This is a genomic window from Corallincola spongiicola (assembly GCF_004284785.1).
Taxonomy (GTDB): domain Bacteria; phylum Pseudomonadota; class Gammaproteobacteria; order Enterobacterales; family Neiellaceae; genus Corallincola; species Corallincola holothuriorum.
This window is the reverse complement of sequence record NZ_SHLY01000003.1, coordinates 175,045-194,947: the sequence shown is the minus strand read 5'-3', so window position 1 is coordinate 194,947 and position 19,903 is coordinate 175,045. Positions and strand designations below refer to the sequence as shown.

General features: G+C 49.6%; 11 protein-coding genes. 8 read left to right on the top strand and 3 right to left on the bottom strand.

Annotated features, from left to right (window positions below):
• Nucleotides 1–17: 17 nt before the first annotated feature.
• Nucleotides 18–1,157, bottom strand: coding sequence for a MalY/PatB family protein (locus EXY25_RS11155; protein ID WP_205695342.1), 1,140 nt, complete (start codon nt 1,155–1,157; stop codon nt 18–20).
• A gap of 89 nt (nt 1,158–1,246) precedes the next feature.
• Between EXY25_RS11155 and EXY25_RS11150 the strand changes: the two genes are divergently transcribed.
• From EXY25_RS11150 to EXY25_RS11115, 8 genes are all read left to right on the top strand, one after another.
• On the top strand, nt 1,247–1,744 hold the full coding sequence (locus tag EXY25_RS11150; protein ID WP_130566838.1) for a hypothetical protein: 498 nt from the start codon (nt 1,247–1,249) through the stop codon (nt 1,742–1,744).
• 103 nt (nt 1,745–1,847) lie between these two features.
• Complete coding sequence (locus EXY25_RS11145) at nt 1,848–2,387, top strand: DUF2059 domain-containing protein (protein ID WP_130566837.1); 540 nt, start codon at nt 1,848–1,850, stop codon at nt 2,385–2,387.
• A gap of 12 nt (nt 2,388–2,399) precedes the next feature.
• Nucleotides 2,400–3,395 (top strand): alpha/beta fold hydrolase, encoded by a 996-nt coding sequence (locus EXY25_RS11140; RefSeq protein WP_130566836.1) that lies wholly within the window; start codon nt 2,400–2,402, stop codon nt 3,393–3,395.
• 31 nt (nt 3,396–3,426) lie between these two features.
• Nucleotides 3,427–4,230: a Cof-type HAD-IIB family hydrolase gene (locus EXY25_RS11135; RefSeq protein WP_165419337.1), complete on the top strand. Its 804-nt coding sequence runs from the start codon at nt 3,427–3,429 to the stop codon at nt 4,228–4,230.
• Between the two features lie 199 nt (nt 4,231–4,429).
• Nucleotides 4,430–4,888, top strand: coding sequence for a DUF4124 domain-containing protein (locus EXY25_RS11130; protein ID WP_130566834.1), 459 nt, complete (start codon nt 4,430–4,432; stop codon nt 4,886–4,888).
• Between the two features lie 176 nt (nt 4,889–5,064).
• Nucleotides 5,065–6,624 carry a response regulator gene (locus tag EXY25_RS11125; RefSeq protein WP_114337540.1) on the top strand — a complete coding sequence of 520 codons (1,560 nt, stop codon included), beginning with the start codon at nt 5,065–5,067 and terminating at the stop codon, nt 6,622–6,624.
• A 24-nt stretch (nt 6,625–6,648) separates the two neighbouring features.
• Nucleotides 6,649–11,769: a PAS domain S-box protein gene (locus tag EXY25_RS11120; RefSeq protein WP_130566833.1), complete on the top strand. Its 5,121-nt coding sequence runs from the start codon at nt 6,649–6,651 to the stop codon at nt 11,767–11,769.
• Between the two features lie 23 nt (nt 11,770–11,792).
• Nucleotides 11,793–12,824, top strand: a complete 1,032-nt coding sequence (locus EXY25_RS11115) for a response regulator (RefSeq protein WP_130566832.1) — start codon at nt 11,793–11,795, stop codon at nt 12,822–12,824.
• A 69-nt stretch (nt 12,825–12,893) separates the two neighbouring features.
• On the opposite strand, the gene EXY25_RS11110 is transcribed toward EXY25_RS11115, so the two are convergent.
• Nucleotides 12,894–15,470 carry an alpha-amylase family glycosyl hydrolase gene (locus EXY25_RS11110; RefSeq protein ID WP_130566831.1) on the bottom strand — a complete coding sequence of 859 codons (2,577 nt, stop codon included), beginning with the start codon at nt 15,468–15,470 and terminating at the stop codon, nt 12,894–12,896.
• Between the two features lie 308 nt (nt 15,471–15,778).
• Nucleotides 15,779–19,837, bottom strand: a complete 4,059-nt coding sequence (locus EXY25_RS11105; protein WP_130566830.1) for a carbohydrate binding domain-containing protein — start codon at nt 19,835–19,837, stop codon at nt 15,779–15,781.
• Nucleotides 19,838–19,903 lie beyond the last annotated feature (66 nt).

The window sequence follows — 19,903 nt, the reverse complement described above, 5'->3', positions numbered from 1 at the left end:
CTCTGTGGCTTATGTCGTTAACGTTCCGCTAATGCGACCTGCATCCGCTTTATCGCTTGTTCAAGGGTGGCGTGGGTGCAACCAAAGTTCAAACGAATAAAAGAAGGTGCGCCAAAATCGCGTCCAGGGGATAAACCCACACCCGCTTTTTCAAAGAACTGATGAGGACAATCCAACTGCAGTTCGCTGGCATCAATCCAAGCCAAATAAGTCGCTTCGATATGCGCCAAAGACAACCCGGGCATCCCGGCGATCGCCTGCTGTAAACGATCTCGATTACCACGCAGATAATCTAACTGCGCAGACAACCATTCATCACCGTCACGGTATGCCGCTTCTGCAGCGGTATAACCCAACAGATTAATATCCGGCACAATACCTCGTTTGGCACGGATAAATTTTTGCCGCAGCTCTGGGTTAGGAATGATCGCAAATGAACAGGCTAAACCGGCAATATTAAAGGTCTTTGAAGGCGCCATTAGCGTCACGGTGCGCTGCGCTGCATCATCATTGAGGCTGGCGAATGGCACATGCTTTGCGTCTTCATCTAGCAGCAAGTCACAGTGAATGTCGTCGGAACAGACGGTCAACTGGAACTCTTCGGCCACTGCTCTAATAGCCTCCAGCTCGTCACGGGTATAAACGGTTCCTCCCGGATTATGTGGATTACACAGCAACAACAGCTCAGCATCGGCTGCTTGACGGCGCAGTTCATCCAGATCTAACTGCCAGCGACCATCAATCAATAGCATGGGGGTTTTAAGTAGCTTGCGCTTGGATAACAGCACCGACGACATAAACGGAGGATACACAGGCACTGGCGTGATCACCCCTGCCCCTTCACTGGCAAGAGAGCGGGTCGCCACATTCAAGCCACAAACCAGCCCGGGCAGATAAACAATCCAGTCAGCTTCGATCTGCCAGTCATACAATCTAGCCATTCGCTCGATAATGGTCTGATTCAGCGACTCTGGCGCTAAGGTGTAACCAAAGACGCCATGGGAGATCCGTTGATGCAATGCATCCATCACCGCTTGGGGGGCACGAAAATCGGTATCAGCCACCCACATAGGTAAAATATCTTGTCCCTGGTAACGATCCCACTTCTGACTGGCCGTCTGTAAGCGATCGACCGGCGTATCAAATAAGTTTCTCATCGACATTCCTCATATTTATTCCTTGCATGATAAGGAGTGTGGTGGCAAAAGTGTACCGCGGAAATAATAACTATTACTTGGAAATCACAATGCTCTGGATCGTCGTGAGTTTTGGTCTGTTCGTTGTTCTATCACTGTACCTCTATACCCGCACGGAAGTATTAAAACGGGATCTTCATCTTTCCCGCCGTCAACTGCGGCAAGCGGTTGGCAATAGCCACAATCGCGATCAATTCTGTTTACTGCTGGTGAAAGAGGTGCAGCAGCTTTGCCTTTATCAACTGAAGCGTCAACCAGCGACTGATGACACCCCATGGCGACTGCTATTACTGGAAAAGCTTATCGACGTATGCAGCGAAGATATGCAACGTAAGACCAAACCCAGTGAGCTATTCATTGTGCATGAAAAACGTGGTCTAAATGCCATCTCGCTGGAACAGTGGCCGCATTTTATTGCTAGACAACCAGAAGAGTTTCAGCATCTTTGGCGCCAGGACAATGGCGAAGCATTCACACAATGTTGTCGTATGCTTGCCCAGCAGAACGCCAAATCGGATCGCCCCGCAAGCCAAACCATTGCGGTATAAATTCAATCAATATCCTTCATACTAGGTAGCAATTGACCGCGACAAAGGTTCGCGGTTACTCTGCTCTGTCAATTGCCTGATCCATTACCTAATCAGAGGCCATATGTCCCGCTATCTCGTTATCTTTTGCACGCTTTTTTTCGTTTTTTCAGCCTCGATTAAAGCTGAAACTGACACCGACTCAGCCATACCGGCAGAGAAACGAGCGGCAATCATGAAGCTGATGGAGATCACTGGCTCAGATCAGATGGGTAAGATGTTCGCCGATATGTTTATCAAGCAAAGTGCAGCCGCCATGCAGCTGGCCTATCCAGATATTCCCGCTCGTGCCATTGATGTCATTGCTGATGAAGTTAATCAAGTCGTCGACGAAGAGGTCGCCAAAGGCGAGCTACAACGCTCACTCATGCCTGTATACCATCGCCATTTCACGCTCGAAGAGCTAAACGTATTGCTCGCTTTTTACGAGTCGCCAACAGGGCAAAAATCGATCCGCATCATGCCGCAGTTAACACAAGAGAGCACATTGATTGGTCAGGCTTGGGCACAGCAACTTAGCGGTAAATTGCAATTGCGCCTCAGCCAGCGCTTTCAGCAAGAGGGTCTGCTACCCTCAGCTAATAAGCCTGCAGCAACAGAATAACCGGAATGGCTAATGCTATCTGAATCTCAACTGAACGCAGCGCAAGCGGAGTCGATCCAAGCGGAATTGGAGCAGATTGTCTGTCGCGGGCGCTTCGCTGGGATCAATGAGATTGCATTAGATTGGGCCTGTTACCACCCCGAAGGCGCCACCGAGGTTGTACTGGTGGTCAACGGGCGAATAGAAAGCCATTACAAATATTGGGAAACCATCGCTGAACTGGTCACCGCTGGCTATGCCGTTTTTACCTATGACCACCGTGGCCAAGGTGCTTCGCAGCGGATGACGCAAAACCCACACAAAGGTTACGTCGAAGCATTTCACTATTACAGTGACGATCTCCACCAGCTCTGCCAACATGAGTTATGGCCACGACAGTACCAGCAGACTCACTTACTGTGCCACTCAATGGGCTGCTGTGTCGCCGCTCACTACCTGATCGCCCATGCGCCTCATATCTGTAGTGTTGCATTTTGTTCGCCGATGTTTCAGATCCACAGTGGCAAAATACCTGAGTTCTTGGCCAAGCAATTAGTAAACAGCTGGGCCTTCTGCAGCCGATTATGCTGCCACCTATTTGGCGGTGAACCCGGTTATTTTCTGTTTGGCTCCAACTACAAAGACAAGCCCTTTGCCAACAATCTGCTCAGCCACAGTAGCACCCGCTACCAACTATTTCGCGCCCTCTACCAATCTCGTCCTGAATTACAGTTAGGCAGTCCAACGCCACAATGGGTCGAAGAAGCCGTTCGGGCCTGCGAAGGCGTGCTGCAGCATGCACACAAAATACGCCTGCCCATCCTTATTCTAGAAGCAGGTGATGATGAGATAGTCGACCGGCGAGGTATCGTAGCCTTTACCGCCGCAGCGCAAGAGTGTCGACACCACTGTATCGATGGGGCTAAGCACGAGCTACTGATCGAAGCGGACCAATTTCGTCAGCCAACGATGCAAGCCATACTCTCATTTTTTGCCCAAAATAGCGCCAAAGCGGGGCTTCAACACTAAACTTAACTAATCCATGTTGTTGCGGAGTACCATGATGATAAAAGCGATCGTTTCAGATCTTGACGGTACCTTACTAAACGACCATCACACCGTTGGCGACTATACCCAACGCGTATTGAATGCATTGACTAAGGAAAAAGGGATGAAATTGATCCTTGCCTCCGGTCGTCACTGGGCGGATGTCGAAATGATCCGGCAAAAGCTCAACGTGGAGATTTTTCTCATCACCAGCAACGGCTCTCGCGTCCACAATCGTGAGGGACAATGCATCTTTCGCCATGACATTCCCGCACCACTGGTTGAATCTCTGCTACAAGAGCAATTTTCAGACAATATTAAGATCAATATCTATCAGGATGACAACTGGTGGGTGACGCGCCCACACCCGGAAATATTAGAATTTCATAAGGATTCCGGCTTTAAATATCAGATTGTGGCCCACGAAAAGTTGCCAACATCGAATGTCGCCAAGCTATTTTGGTTAGGTGAACACGAAGAGCTGCTCGCACTGGAAAGCCGTCTAAAAGCCACCCATGGTGACGCCCTCAGTATTGCGTTCAGTTTACCTATCTGCCTGGAAGTCATGGCTGGGGGCGTTTCCAAAGGAGAAGCACTGAAAGTGGTAATGGATGCCAAAGGCCTGACAAGCGATCAAGTCGTTGCCTTTGGCGATGGCCTCAACGATCAACAACTCCTTGAAGTTGCAGGTCATGGCGCCATTATGGCCAACGGCTCAGACGAATTAAAACGCAGGCTACCAGGCCTCCCGGTGATAGGCAGTCATGTCGATGAAGCCGTAGCCCACTACTTGAGCGAGCACTTCTTAAGCCAATGATTAGTGCTGGGTTTGCACGCCAAACGCAACATCACTAATAAAGAGCTCACTTAAATGCCGTGATGATTGCCGCATTTTGTTACAACTTCTTCACAAACTGGCTCAAATTTGAGCTGAATTATGGTATTTTTAGCCGAACCACGTGCATCATACGTGTAATTACCAGTTTGTATTGATTCATCAGATTCAGGAAGTCGACATGCTTCGGTTGTTAGTAATGCTTTGCCTCGCTTTCTCGCCACTGGCACAAGCAAAGATATATCAGTGCCAAGATGGTTCATTTCAAGACACGCCCTGTGCCGACGCACCAGGCAGTGAAGTCAATGTACTGGCATCACCAGGTAGCAAACCCAAGGCAGAAATTTGGGGTGGGCTAGATGAGCCTGCAGAGGCTGACGGGCAAGTAGTCCACACCACCAAAGGCCATCAATGCCAAATGGACTATCAAACCCGCTCCGCAATCAAAGACGGTATCCGTGCTTGGACAGTTCGTCGTTGCATGACGATGGCGCAGGTGCGGAAAGTGAGTCGCGGTCTCGACTTCCGCGAGTACAGCCACGTCAATGGTGAAGGCTCAGAAGTTGTAGAATGGGTATTCCAAGATTACCGCCCGCAACGCGTGGTATTTATTGAAGGCTTGGTCGTGGATATGCGCTAACGCGCGTATCCTTCATCCCCCGTTATCTATCACCACTTAATCTGCAAGCTCAGCTCACATCTCCCTCGATCAAGCTTGAAAAAATGCCTTGATCAACAATACTTTCCCTACACTAATCAATAATCTTCTTTGATATTGAATATCCAGGTTAGGCCACGTTTCGCGGGAGAGTATTCATGCTGATGCCAATGCATCTCGATAATCAAACCATTATCGCCATGGTGGTCGATAATATGGAAGCGATGCGCAAAATCACCAGCGAACAATTACGCAAACTAGGGGTAAAAGAGGTGATCCACGCCAAAAACGGCGCAGATGCCCTGTTACAACTAACCAAACGCCGAGTAAACATCATTCTTAGCGACTGGAACATGCCGCAAATGAGTGGCTTTGAGCTACTAGAGCAGGTAAAAGAAAACCCTTCAACCGCGAATATTCCCTTTATTTTGATCACTGCCGATGCGGAACGCGAGCATGTACAGCAAGCGATTCAGATGGGAGTGACCGACCTACTGGTAAAACCCTTTACCACTGGAGACTTAAGAAACCGTGTAATCAAAGCGCTCACCGATAAGCCAAAAGCCGCTAAAATACGACGCTCAGCCTCAGAACAGAAAGCCGCCGGTAGCTCAGCAGACGTCAAACAAAGTAACGCCCAACCAACCATTTTAGTGGTCGATGACACCCCAGATAATTTAATGTTGATCTCCGGATTACTAAAAGACACCTATCGTCTTTTATTGGTCAAAGATGGCGCCAAAGCGATCGAAATCACCCAATCAGATACGCCACCCGACCTCGTACTGCTCGATATTATGATGCCGAAAATAAGTGGCTATGACGTTTTGCGCGCCATGCGGCAACATCCGCAGTCAGAAAATATTCCTGTCATTTTAATCACCGCCCTCCACGACATAGAGCATCAACTGAAAGGGTTCGACCTAGGCGCTGTTGATTACGTTAAAAAACCGATTGAGCCACAGCTTTTAAAGCTACGAGTACGTAACTTAATGAGTTACGTCATGCATCATAAGCAGTTGCAGGATGACTATGACACCATGCTCGAAAATCGTGAGTTACAAGATGAAGTGGAACGGATCCTGAAGAACGATCTCACGTCGCCATTAGATGACATCATCAAACTCGCCGAACAGATCGGTACCCAGCGAGGCATTGGCCCTGACATCAAAGAGAAAGCGATGCAGATCGATGAGATGGCACTGCATATCTTGAATATGGTGAATCTCTCATCCGAACTTTACAAAGTTGAATCGGGTCAATTCACACTAAAACCCAAACCCTTTCAACTCTTACCCTTGTTGGAGAAGCTGTTTGAGCAGGCAAAAAACAGCTACGCCTCAAAACGTCTCATGCTGTTTCTCAACCATGATGAAGAGGACTTGTCATTAAAAGCCAATGCCGATCCGCTTTGGTGTTACTCAATTTTTTATAATTTGATCCGCTTTGCCTGTGAATCGGCACCAGATAAAACTCAGGTATCTTTGACACTCAGAGCACGGCAGCAACTCGAGGTGATCATCAATTTCTCCGGTGTTTTGACTGCTCAGCAACAAGCAACGCTGTGGCAAAAAAATGCCAAACATCAACACGCTATCGGTAATTACACCGCCAAACTACTCACCGAGGCGCAAAGTGGCCGAGTGGAAAGCTCCAGCGATGAGATCAATGACAACACCAGTATCATGATCGCGCTGCCACAGGCTGCTTCACGATAATGACCATGTCGAGAGCTATCTCTCATGCCAATTGAGGTGATATTCGGCCTCGGTATCTTGCTGTTGCTAGCACTGCTGGTTAATGCCGCACTGCTATATCGTTCAACAGTACGCGCTGTGACTACACATCGCAGTGGCCAACGCTCCAAACTGCTCGCCAGTAGTGCCATTTTGTTACTACTTGCCCTGATTCTATTGATCACCCAAGCCGGCTTAGCGACATCTAAACAGCGGATGCAATATCAGGCGGTGGATACACTGGCGGCCGTGACCGACACCATGGAAGCTGCCCTGGTCAGCTGGTTGGATGGTTGGAAATTCCGGGCGACATCCGTGACCGGCTTTCCTCGCTTTAAACATCTGACAGCTGATTTACTGAAAGTACCGCCTAACGCGATAACACTAAAACAAAGTGCACCGCTGCAGACCCTACGGGATATGTTCCAGCGTGTTCGCGATAGTTATGGTGATATGGGCTTCTTCATTATCAGTCCAAACCGAATAAACATCGGCTCGATGCGGGACGATAATCTGGGCCAGGTTAATATCATCGACCATTATCACAGCTATTTACTTGCCCGCGCTTTCAACGGCGAGACTGTGCTTATTCCCCCGATGCAGACAGACGTGGCCTTGCCTACGAAGAGCGGGGAGCTAAGCCATAATGTTGCGACCATGTTTATTGCCTCACCGATAAGAGATGATAATGGCGAAGTCATTGCGGTGTTGACCTTGCGTATCGACCCTATCGGTGAGTTTCGTTCTCTCACGGTCAGCGGGCAATTCGGCAGTTCGGGGGAATCCTACTTTGTCAGTGATGATGGACGTATGCTTTCCCCTAGCCGATTTGAACCCTCACTCCAGGCCATGGGGCTGTTGGCAGAAGATACCAGTTCGGTGCTCAACGTTACCCTAAACAACCCAGGCCGAGATCTCCACGATGCTCCCCTACAACCATCAGAACGAGACTCTCTTCCGCTATCCTTCAGCGCAGCGCAGATCGCTGCGCAGAGTACCGGTAGCGATAGCGAAGGCTATATGGATTATCGCGGGATCCAGGTGCTGGGCGCATGGCGCTGGGTCGACGAATTGGGCTTCGGAGTCGTCACTGAGATCGATCGTAATGAGGTATTAGAAGGCTATCTAGAGCTGAGAAACATTATCTCCGTCATCATTGTCTGTATTCTATTGCTATGTCTGATGATGGCATTACTCATCTTTTGGATCGGTCGCGAGGTCACCCAAAAGCTGCAGCAAGCCAATGCCCAACTCGAACACAACGTAGCTGAACGAACCTCCGATCTCAAAGACCGCGAAAATATGCTGTGGACGTTGTATGAATACTCCCCTGTCGCCTATGCCAGCCTCAACAGCGATGGTGGTTTTATTAAGCACAACGCGGCCTTTGCCGAACTGCTCGGTTATGACCGTCATGAATTTGAGCGTCTGACGTGGAACAACTTGTTACCCCCAGCACAAGTCGAGGCAACGGATACCGCCTTTGATCACCTCGCTGCAGGCGACGAGATAAAAGATAAAGATGTCATACTACTGCGGCACGACAACACCACGGTGACTGTCTCGCTGTCGGTAAAACCGACCGAAAACAGCAACGAATTGAACCTCTCTGCGTTAGATCTCTCTGCCCGAGAACAAGTCTTACAGCAACTTTCAGCCAGCGAATACCAGTTCCGAACCCTGACAGAGAACCTGCAAGGTGCCATCTTCCGCTATGAAATACACAACAATAATCTGGCACATGCCAACGCCGTCTATATCAGTCCACGCTGGCAAGAGATCATCGGTTTTCCAGCAGAAGACTACCTTGGCAGCCAACCAAAGCGGAAGCTGTCGGAGCTCATAATCACGGAAGATCAACACATCATTCCGCAAGCGTTATTCATATCCCAAAAAGAGCGCAAGCCGACCGATGTAACAATAAGACTGCACCGAGGTGGTGATGCCAATGACATGAGGATTGTCAGCATCAGTGCGTCATTCAATTTTGACGAACAGGGTATAGCAACCCTGTTCGATGGCACCATGTTCGACATTACCGAGCAACAACAGCTGCAACTAAAGCAGCAAGAGAGCGATGCGCGAATACGCAATATTCTGGAGACCGTCCCTGACGGTATCATCGTTATTAACCAACAAGGAATAGTCGAAACATTCAGCCCTGCCGCCGAACGTATGTTTGGCTATGCCGCCTCAGAGGTGGAAGGACAAAATGTTTCCATGCTGATGCCCGCAGACATCGCAATTCAGCACGATAATATTTTAGCTAATTACTATCCTGGAAAGCCCTCTAGCGTCGTCAACAATGAACGTGAAGTGACAGGCAAAACTAAAGCTGATGAAGAGTTTCCGATGAGCCTGATGGTTGGCAAATCAACTCGGAATGGCCAGCTCAGCTTCACCGGTATTGTCAGAGATATCACTAAGCGCAAACAAGCAGAGGACAAACTGAAAGAGAGCGAAGACCGACTTGATGCCGCTTCATCAGGTGCCGGTCTTGGGGTCTGGGATTACTATCCCACCCAAAATATCGTCATGGTCAATCAACATTTCGCTCATATGCTGGGCTACTCAGCCAAAGAGCTCCTGGTCTCCAACGAGAAATGGTCAAGTATCAAAGGGGGACATCAAGGCCTACAGCAGGTGATCCACCCTGATGACAGAAGCATTAACGATGAACATTTAGCTGAACTGAAAAGAGATCCCAGCGCCCCTTATCAGAGCGAGATCAGACTAAAGCAGAAAGATGGTCAATACCGCTGGTTTTTAAACGTTGGTCAGGTCTCACGCAAAGATAGTCGAGGCTACCCAGTACGATTCAGCGGTGTATTTCTGAATATTCAAAAGCAAAAAGAGCTACAAGCGGAGACCTCCAAGGCAAAAGAGATAGCAGACTTAGAACGACAACGGGCAGAAGAGGCTAATCAGGCGAAAAGTGACTTTCTCGCCAATATGAGCCACGAAATCCGCACCCCAATGAACGCGATCATCGGCATGTCGCATTTGGCCCTGCAAACAGAGCTCAGTCATAAACAAAGAAACTATATTGAAAAAGTGCATCGCTCTTCAGAAGCACTGTTGGGCATCATCAATGACATCTTAGACTTCTCGAAAATCGAAGCTGGCAAGCTGGATATTGAATTGATCCCGTTTCGTCTCGAAGACGTGCTAGATGGTTTAGCCAATCTTGTTGGGCTTAAAGCTGAAGAAAAAGAGCTGGAATTACTGTTCGATATTGAGCCTGATCTGCCCACCGCACTGATAGGTGACCCCTTGCGTTTAGGGCAGATCCTAACAAACCTGGGTAACAACGCAGTGAAGTTCACCGAGTCTGGCGAGATAGTGATCTCAGTGAATAGCAGTAAGCTCAGCGATGACTCAGCCACTCTCTCTTTCGCCATCAGAGACACTGGCATAGGGATGACGGACGCACAGCAAGCCAAGCTGTTTCAACCCTTTACCCAGGCCGACAGCTCCACCAATCGGAAGTACGGTGGCACAGGACTGGGATTGGCCATCTGCCGCAAATTAACAGAGTTGATGGGCGGCGAGATCAGCTTACAAAGCCAACCAGACGTTGGCAGTACATTTAGCTTTACCCTGACATTTCAAAGACAACAGGTGGAGCTCGCTCCCACACGAGCTGGCGAAGATGCCGTGGCCAAGCTCAATATCCTGGTGGTTGACGACAATGCTTCAGCCAGGGAGATCCTTTGCAGCCAGCTATCCCGCTTTGGTTGCCAAGTAGATGCTGTAAACAGTGGTCAGCTGGCCATTGAAGCCCTCCAGCAACACAGTTATCAATTGGTCTTGATGGACTGGCGCATGCCCGCCATCGATGGTGTAGAAACAGTGCGAAGAATACAAAATTCCACACTCATCGAGCCGCAGCCAAAAATTATTATGATCACCGCTTATGGCCGCGAAGAGTTATCTGCCGCCGCCCATGGTATAGAGTTTCACGGCCTACTCACCAAACCCCTGACCCCCTCATCACTGCTTGATGCACTCATGCTGGCAATGGGGCATCAGGTCGCCGACATTAGCCGCCACCAGCAGCGGCAAGGGCTCTCGCTTGACGCGATAGACAGATTGCGAGGCGCGAACGTTTTGGTCGTCGAAGACAACGAAGTCAACCAGGAGCTGATTGAGGAGCTACTGACACAACAACAGATCAAGGTATCTCTGGCAAATCATGGTGAACATGCATTAGAGCTGCTCAATGAGACCAGCTTTGATGGGATCCTGATGGATTGCCAGATGCCGGTGATGGACGGCTACACCACCACCACTCTGATCCGCCAGAATCCGGAATGGAAGAACTTACCTATTCTCGCCTTAACCGCTAACGCCATGGCGGGAGACCGTGAGAAAGCAATCAAAGCGGGTATGAACGACCACATTCCAAAACCGATTGATGTGCAAGAGATGTTCACCACGATGGCACGCTGGATCACACCAGCGACACCGATCCAACGGCAACCGGAAACTACTGAGACAGCTGGTGCTGACGCAGAAGCTATGCCCATACCGGAGATCACTGGCGTGAACATCCAAGAGGGGTTAGCCCATACTCAGGGAAATCATTCGCTCTATCTCAGATTACTCTCAAGGTTCGCCACGAGTCAGGCGGAGATGCCAACTCGCTACCGCGATGCTTGGCAGCAAAATAATCAAGAAGCTGCAGTAAGGGAAGCACACACGCTAAAAGGTTTGGCCGGCAGCATTGGCGCCTCACAACTCGCCGAGCAGGCGACATTGCTGGAAACTGCAGCACTGGCTGGTGATGTGGCCGAAGAGTTAGCCCAAGAGGTTGAATCTCAGCTTGAACCGCTGATAGCGGCACTTAGTGCATTAAATAGTGATAGTGCTGAACAAACGACCGGATCGGCAGAGGCCGCTCCTATCGACAAAGAGCTTGCTGAGAAGATCCTCAACCAATTGGCTGAGTTGGTGAGTAATTATGATGCCGATGCCGGTGATTATCTCGCTGAAAACAAGACGGTATTACAAGGCAACACGCTACAACCACTGATCAACAAGCTCAGCAATGCTATCGATGAATATGAATTTGAAACCGCTCAGGCAGTCGTAGAGCAGATGAAACAAGTGATCATTTCGCCGTAACTGACGGCGACTAAGAGAGTGAGGTGAAGGACGTGACGAACGATAAAGCAACGATCCTGGTGGTCGATGACACGCCAGAGAACATTGACGTTCTGGCAGGGTTGCTAAGAGATGATTACAACGTCAAAGCAGCTAAAAATGGCGAGATTGCGCTGAAGATCGCTCATTTGTCACCCCCTCCTGAACTGATCCTACTGGACATCATGATGCCCGGCATTGATGGCTACGAGGTGTGTCGCCGACTAAAAGAAGACCCCGTAACCAAACACATACCGGTGATCTTTGTTACCGCCAAAATCAGTCCGGAAGATGAGCTACGCGGCTTGGAGCTGGGAGCTGTGGACTACATTACCAAACCCATTAGCCCACCCATTGTTAAAGCTCGGGTAAAGACCCAACTGGCGCTCTTTAACCAAAACCGAGAACTCGATAGAAAGGTCAAGGAACAGACCGCGACCATCGCTGAAACCCGGCAAAAAGTGATTGAGCGCCTCGGCCGTGCCGCTGAATATAAAGATAATGAAACGGGGATGCACGTTGTTCGGATGAGCCATTATTCACGGATACTAGCGGTCGCCGTCGGCATGAATGAAGCCGATGCCGATCTACTTAAAGCCGCCGCTCCCATGCACGATATCGGCAAAATCGGTATTCCCGATCGCGTTCTACAAAAACCAGGCAAACTGGATGCAGAGGAGTGGGAGATCATGCAAAGCCATGCGGTTATCGGTGGCGAGATCCTTGGCGACGACGAATCGGAACTACTGAAACTGGCAAAACTGGTGGCACTAACCCACCACGAAAAATGGAATGGCAAAGGTTATCCCAACGGTCTTGCTGGTGAAGATATCCCTCTGGAAGGGCGTATCGTCGCCATTGCTGATGTCTTCGATGCCCTGACCTCAGAGCGCCCTTATAAAAAGGGCTGGTCAGTGGAGGACGCCATTGCACTGTTAGAAAAAGAGGCGGGCGAGCATTTTGACCCTCGCTTGGTAAAACTGTTTGTTGCTGAATTACCAAAGGTACTCGAAGTCAAAGCATCCTTCTCTGACTAGCCGAAGAGATTAATACGCATAAAAAAGGGTGCCAGATGGCACCCTTTTTAGTCTTCAACAACCACTGAATTAGTCTTGATACAGCACAGTTACAGCCGTACCTTCAGCCACAATAGAGCCACTGACCTGACGTCCATTACCCGCCGCTGGATCAGATTTCTCCATTGCCACTTTCCAAGTACCCGATGGCAGCTGGTAAGTGAAATTGTCAGAACTGTTGTAAATGACGATGATCTGCTTCCAGCTATCACCGTGATACTCAGCAGCAATGCGGTTTACCAACACACCGTATCGTGGGCGTTCGCTGATCACATCATTGTTAATCGCATCCCAACTGGTTAGCCTAAATCCTGGGTGTGCATTGCGCATGGCGATCACATCCTGGTAATAGGCGAATACATCAGCGTTATCCTGCTTCCAGTTCCAGTAGTACTGATTGATGCTATCTGGTGAACGGTAGCTGTTATGATCTTCCTGTTTGTCACGCATGATCTCGACACCACCATGCAGGAAAGGCACGCCCTGACTGGTCAATACGATACCATTGGCAAACATCTGAATACGGCGCAGGTAAGTCGAACTGCGGGACACACCATTAAGGTCAGCCCACTGTAGGATCTTATCCCTTAGTGCCAAATTATCATGGGCAGACACATAGTTGATGGTCTGCTCCGGATCCATCGCAAACATCGGATCCCAAGTATCGATAGCCTCATTAGGATTGCTGTTGGAGTAACGGATAGCGCCACGAGAGCCCACTTCTATGCGCCAAACATCAGGGTTGTTGTTGAAAGCAAAACAATCACCGGCATTACATCCAGCTTGATCATTCAGGCCTTTAATCGCTTCACGGAATTTAGGATTGAACACACCAACGCGGGCATCGGCAATTCGGCCAATAGTGCCTAAACGTACGCGCTCAGCTTCTCTAGGATCGCTGGCATAGCCGTTCCATGGTTCACCATAAATAAGCAGGTTACGGTCAGGGAAAGTCGCGTTCAGGTGGCGTCCCCACTCCCCTACTTCGTCATAATCAAAGATACCAATCAGATCAAAGCGGAAGCCATCAATGTTGTACTCGCGCACCCAATACTCCAACGAGTCGCGGATCATCCGGCTCACCATTGGCACGTTAGCATCAACAGAGTTACCCGTACCGGAGAGGTCGCTGTCGGTGTAGTACTTGTCGGTAATGTTCTCAAACATCTCATCGGCGTAGGTATGGTTGTATACCACGTCCATCACTACCCGGATCCCAGCTTTATGGAACCCATCGACCATCTGCTTGAATTCACGAGCACGATTTTCATAATCGTAAGGAGTTTGTGAATAGCGCTCTTCTGGCACATTAAAGTTACGTGGATCGTAACCCCAGTTATAACAATCGGTATCTGCCAGATCAGGACAAGAGCCAAAGTCATACACAGGTAGCAACTGCACATGAGTAACACCCAACTCTTTCAGGTGATCAATACCTGTCGCCACGCTGTTATAGCGGGTACCAGGCTCAACCATACCTAAGAATTTACCGCGCTTCTCAGCAGACACACCGGCACTGGCATGGATGGTGAAATCACGAATATGCACTTCATAGATCACCGCGTCTTCACGGGCGGCAAATGCTGGCGTAGGAGCCCAGTCTGCCGCTAGATCTGTACGGCTCATATCCATGACGATGTTATTTTGCGTATTCGGCTCAACCATCTTGCCGTATGGGTCGCGAACGGCGATATCGTTGATCATGAAAGAGTAGGTTTTCAGATGCCAATCACCGTCGACGGTGACCTGGTAAACATCATTGTAGCCCTCAAACTCAGCAACTTTAGCCATCGCATAGGTTTGACCATCCAATCGCAACTCTACATTGCTATGGTCGGGAGACCAGATAGAGAATGTCGTTTTATCGGCACTATAGACCGCACCTAATGTTGCGACCTCGTCGCCACCGCAATCAGTTTCACAACAATCCGTCTCACAGCAATCTTCAACACAGATATCGAGCGGGGTGACGGTGTAAGCCAGCGAGAGATCGTTGACTGTGATCTTATAATCACCGGAACCCGTGTTAAAGATATCACCACCGGTCTGCTCTAATACACCATCAGCATTATTGTCGCCGTAGTTGGTCGCCCAATCACCATAGAGGTCAAACTTAAACCGCTGGTTTGGCTGACCATCAAGATTGACCTCCAGCTCCCACGTATTGTCCGCCACTAACACCATTGGGGTTGCCGTCCAACCATTGGCTGTGCCGCGGAAATTCAGGCTGGTAAAGTTCTTTTTGAAACCGTCAGGATCTTCATCACAACTGGCAACCGGCACCACATCAAGGTCATGACTGTCGCTAAAGAATGTGATCTGGTAGCTCGCATTACCCGCCACGCTATAATCGGCACCAGGGTAGTTTTCACTCCAATCGCCATAACGGTCAATTTTGAAACGCGGACCACCATTCCCGTCGCCATTGCCGAAGCTCTGACAAAGGGTAAGCTCGGTACCGCTACCAGCGGTTAGAGCCGTTGTCGCCCAGCCGTTTGGCGTACCACGAAAAAACCAATCCGCGTATGCGTTCGGTACCAACAAACCAGCAGCGATTGTGATTGCACACAATCGCTTTGCCGGGGTTCTCAGTAATTTAATGTTCATTTTAAGCCTATGTTTATTTTGTAATTTTAATCAACAAGAAACTAATAATGGGATACAGGTATATTGCAAAACAGGATGTCTAAGAGCCGATGAGGTAGCCTTAACTCACATGGTTACAAATTAACCAATTATCGTTATCAACTCAACGAAAACCGGTTGCAAAATGATGCCAATGTGATCGCTATCATCTTATTTTTCAGCATTGATAAAAAGCACTCATTCATCACAGCAAAGCAGACAAAAAAGGGCTGGCTCAACAATTGAGCCAGCCCTCTGATTTGCCTAATCCATTGACCAATGCCAGCGAATTAGTACATGGACACCGAGTAGCTCATGTCCTGATCATTAACTGTGACGATATAGAGTCCAGACAGACCAGTGAAGATGTCACTCCCAGCCTGATCCAGTACACCATCACTGTTGTTGTCGCCGTAGTTTTGTGACCAGTCACCATTCACATCAAACTTATAGCGCTGCTGATCTTGGCCATCAAAATCCACTTCCAATTGCCATGTATTGTTAGCGATCAGCGTCATTTCTGTGGCCGTCCAACCATTGGGCGTACCGCGGAAATAGAGCTGAGCGAACGTACTGGAGTAAGTCGTGCAATCACTGCAGACACTGATTGGCTGCAAGTCGTAGGCCATGGTGCTGTCATTAACAGTCAACAGATAGGTACCAGCAACGTCGGTATAAATATCACTACCCGTTTGCTCTAACACACCATCATTGTTGTTGTCGCCGTAGTTCAGACTCCAATCACCGTTTACGTCGAGCTTGAAACGCTGCTCGCTTTGACCATCGAACTCCACCTCTAACTGCCAAGTGTTGTCAGCCGTCAAAGTCATCGCCGAAGTTGCCCAGCCATTCGCGGTCCCGCGGAAGTAGATCTGATTCCAGTTGGATTGATAGCCACCACTGCTGACAGTGATAGTGGCTTCGGCCGAAGCGCTGGCACCTTCATCATCGGTCACTGTGACACCCACAGTCATAGTGCTGTTTGCCGTCACGGTGATACTTGAGGTGGTCTCACCTGTGGTCCATAGATAGCCGGCAATAGCACCGTCCGCATCACTGGAACCTTCTGCGCTTAACGTCACCAGCGTGCCCGCGTCTACAGTCTGGCTGGCTGGCGTAATAACAGCCACTGGTACCTGGTTAGCAGGTACGGTCAAGGTGACTGACGTGGTGGAGGTTTTGCCGCCGTCGTCCGTCACTGTCACAGAGATATCCTGTGTCTCATTCACGGTGACAGAGATCGCTTCGCCTGTTTCACCGGTACTCCAGCTATAGCTAACAATCTCACCATCACTATCCGTTGAGCCCGCAGCAGACAGCGCAACAACAGTGCCTTTCGCTACCGTTTTGCTCGCCGGAGAGATACTCGCTACTGGTGCTTGGTTGGTATCAATGTTTGGCTTGCCTGCAGTAATCACACCCGCAGCCAACGACCAGTCACCGCCAGTCACTTGATAGTTCTGGCCACCATTGTTGTCCCAAGCTCCGCTACAGTTGTTGGCGACAAACTCCAACGGCAGATCATCTTCCAGTTCAACGGTATAGCTGAACCAGTTTTCACCCAAGCTTTCCATCTGTACGCCAGGTGCCGTGGTCCAGGTTGTCGTGCCATCGATGGTGTAGTGCAGGCAGACTTGGCCCCAGCTATTGGTGTCCTTGTAGTACAAGTTTGAGCTGACCGTTTCACCAAGAATACTCATGGTGACACTGGTGGCATCAGTCTTACCGCGATCATCCGTCACGGTCACTGAATAAGTGCTTTTCTCATCCACAGTGACTGTAATTTCAGCAGTGGTTTCACCTGTGCTCCATTCATACCCTGCGATGGTGCCATCAGCATCAGTAGATTCTGCAGCACTCAGTACCAATTCAGTACCGCGTTCTACTTTTTGACTGCCAGGGTTGATCACGGCAACAGGACGCTTGTTACCATCCCAATCATCACTAAAGAAAGCACGCTCACCGGCGACATCACCATTGACGTCTTCGATCAACTTGCCGCCTTCATTCTTGAATCGACCAGCACCAACATATACCTGCTGGATCTCACTGCGAGTGACGTTGCCTTTGGTATCAACGGCTTCGATGTAGTAATCGAGCAACTGCTCCTGATACTCATCGATGTAGGTGTAGAAGAGGTTACCGATCTTCTGTGCCGGTACCACTTCAAACATCTCTTTGCCCGCAGGTTGCCACTCAACACCATTGATGTCTGGGGTCAGATCCCGCTCCACCATGTCAAACGACTTCCAGTCACCCACGCGCGACGGATCTACCGCAGGATCTGAGCTATGAGCTTTAGGATCGTAAAGCTTAAATGTCTTATCGTTGGCGTCTGCCCACTTGTTCGTGTGGGTACGCACCTTCACTTTGATGTCCTGCATGCCACTGACATCAAAGGCATAGGTGTAGATAGCAAACTTGGTGTCGGCGTACAGCGATGCCCAACCTTCCGCTTTACTCTTGTTTGCGCTGCCCGGATTGTATGGATAGCGCTGCGGCCACCAAAGTGATGGGCCAATGCTATCTTTGCTGATGTTGGCTTCAACGTACGGCTGGGTAAAGTGCAACGACTGATTGAACGAAATGGTCGGTTTAACACCATCATCCACGTTCTCATCGTAGTAACCGAAACCAGAATCAATTGCGGCGATCAGGAAGTACCAACCCAACTCGGCGGGGTTTGCACCACCGGCGTAGTTATTATCCGCATCACCTTTCACCGGATATGAAAGCATCCAAGGGTTCAGCTGGTTACCCGGATAGGTCACTTCGTGATCCATAGCCGTGGTTGGCTGCCAGTAGTTCGGGTTGTCCAGTAACCAGATCTGCTCTGCAGTCTTGGCATAGTTCTCTGCCGCTTGCAGCAAAGCAAAGTTACGCTCTAGGTAGTGATAACCAAACTCCATCGATACCATGTGCTGGCGCTCAGCTACATACTCGGTGTCATTGACACGATTAAAGTCTGCCATCTGACCTGACCATACGCCCATCGGGATATGCCAGTGATACCACGTAGGATCCGCAGAGGAATCGCGGGTATCGATCCAGGAACCATCCTGTACATGAACTACATCATTTTCAGGGATTGGATGGGCCTTCAGGTATTCATCAACGCCTTTGGCGGTAACGCCAGAATCAGCATAAGTCACGCGACCAGAGTTATACCAAGTGTTGGAGTCACCCGCACAGCCCTGTGAGTTATCGCCGTCATGAGCGATAACGAAGTACTGCGTACGACCGATAGTGGTGGCATCCAGCTCATACGCCTTAATCGCATCAGCGGTGACCTTACATTGATAGCCCTCTTCCCAGGAGCTGGCTTGCTCGACTGGAATACCGGCCACTTTATGCTGCTCAGCAGTTTCAGGATCAACGTACTGTACCCAGTGCGGGATCGACGCAAACGGGAACTTATTCTGGGTGACCTGTGCTTCGTTAAACATAGGTAACGAGACCCAGTCACCGACATTGCTGACATTTTGCAGGTCAGCGCGGTTTGGTGGTGACACCATGGTGTCGACCCCAGGATCATTGAGGTAAGGATAGTCACGCAGGGTGCGTGAGTAGTGCACATTACCCAATACCGACCACTCAATACCCAACTTAGTCAAAGCTGGAATTAAACGCTCGGAAAAGCCTAACTCAGTAGGGAAAAAGCCTTTCGATGATCTGAATGAATCACCGAGGAAATAGTCCTGCGCCAGCGTTACATTCTGATAGATCAGATCTTTTAGGAAGTAATCATTCCCCACCAACGGTCCCATCGAGTGGTGACCAGTAAAGTGGATCGTATCCAAGGCATTATAGCCACCGCTGGTTTTGGTGTTTTGCTGAGTTTCGCGCCAATAGTTACCCCAACCTGAGTGGTAGTCGCCCATCAGCCCCAATTCGGTGAAGCTCTGTACGTTATTGATAACGGATGCGGACATGGTGACATGGGTTTGGCTCAATGGATGGTTACCATTGTTTGCCTTAGCGGTATCCGATGGCCAACCCTGATAAGCCCCCACTTTTGCGTGGTGAGAGTAGTAGGCAACCAAATCATCATGGGGCATGGGTGCACCACTGCCCGGAATAAAGAAGCTGTAATTAGCTGGCGGATTCTGCTTGAGCAGGATCACCTGGCCGTCATAGGTATAACGGATAGGCGCACCAACCGCCGTCGCATCATATGTCGACACATCATAAAACGGCCAGAAGTTGGGCATATGGTTATGGTAGATATGCGTGGCTGCGATCTCAGCATGAACAGCTGGCAAGCCGCTCAAGCCCAAACCTAAGCCAAGCGCGATCGCAGAGACGCTGCGCTTTAACTTAAAACACGAGGGTACACATTTAGTTTTCATTATTTTTTCTCTTTCCAAACGATGATTCACGTTCGGGCTCAGACCATTGCCGAGATACGTAACGCG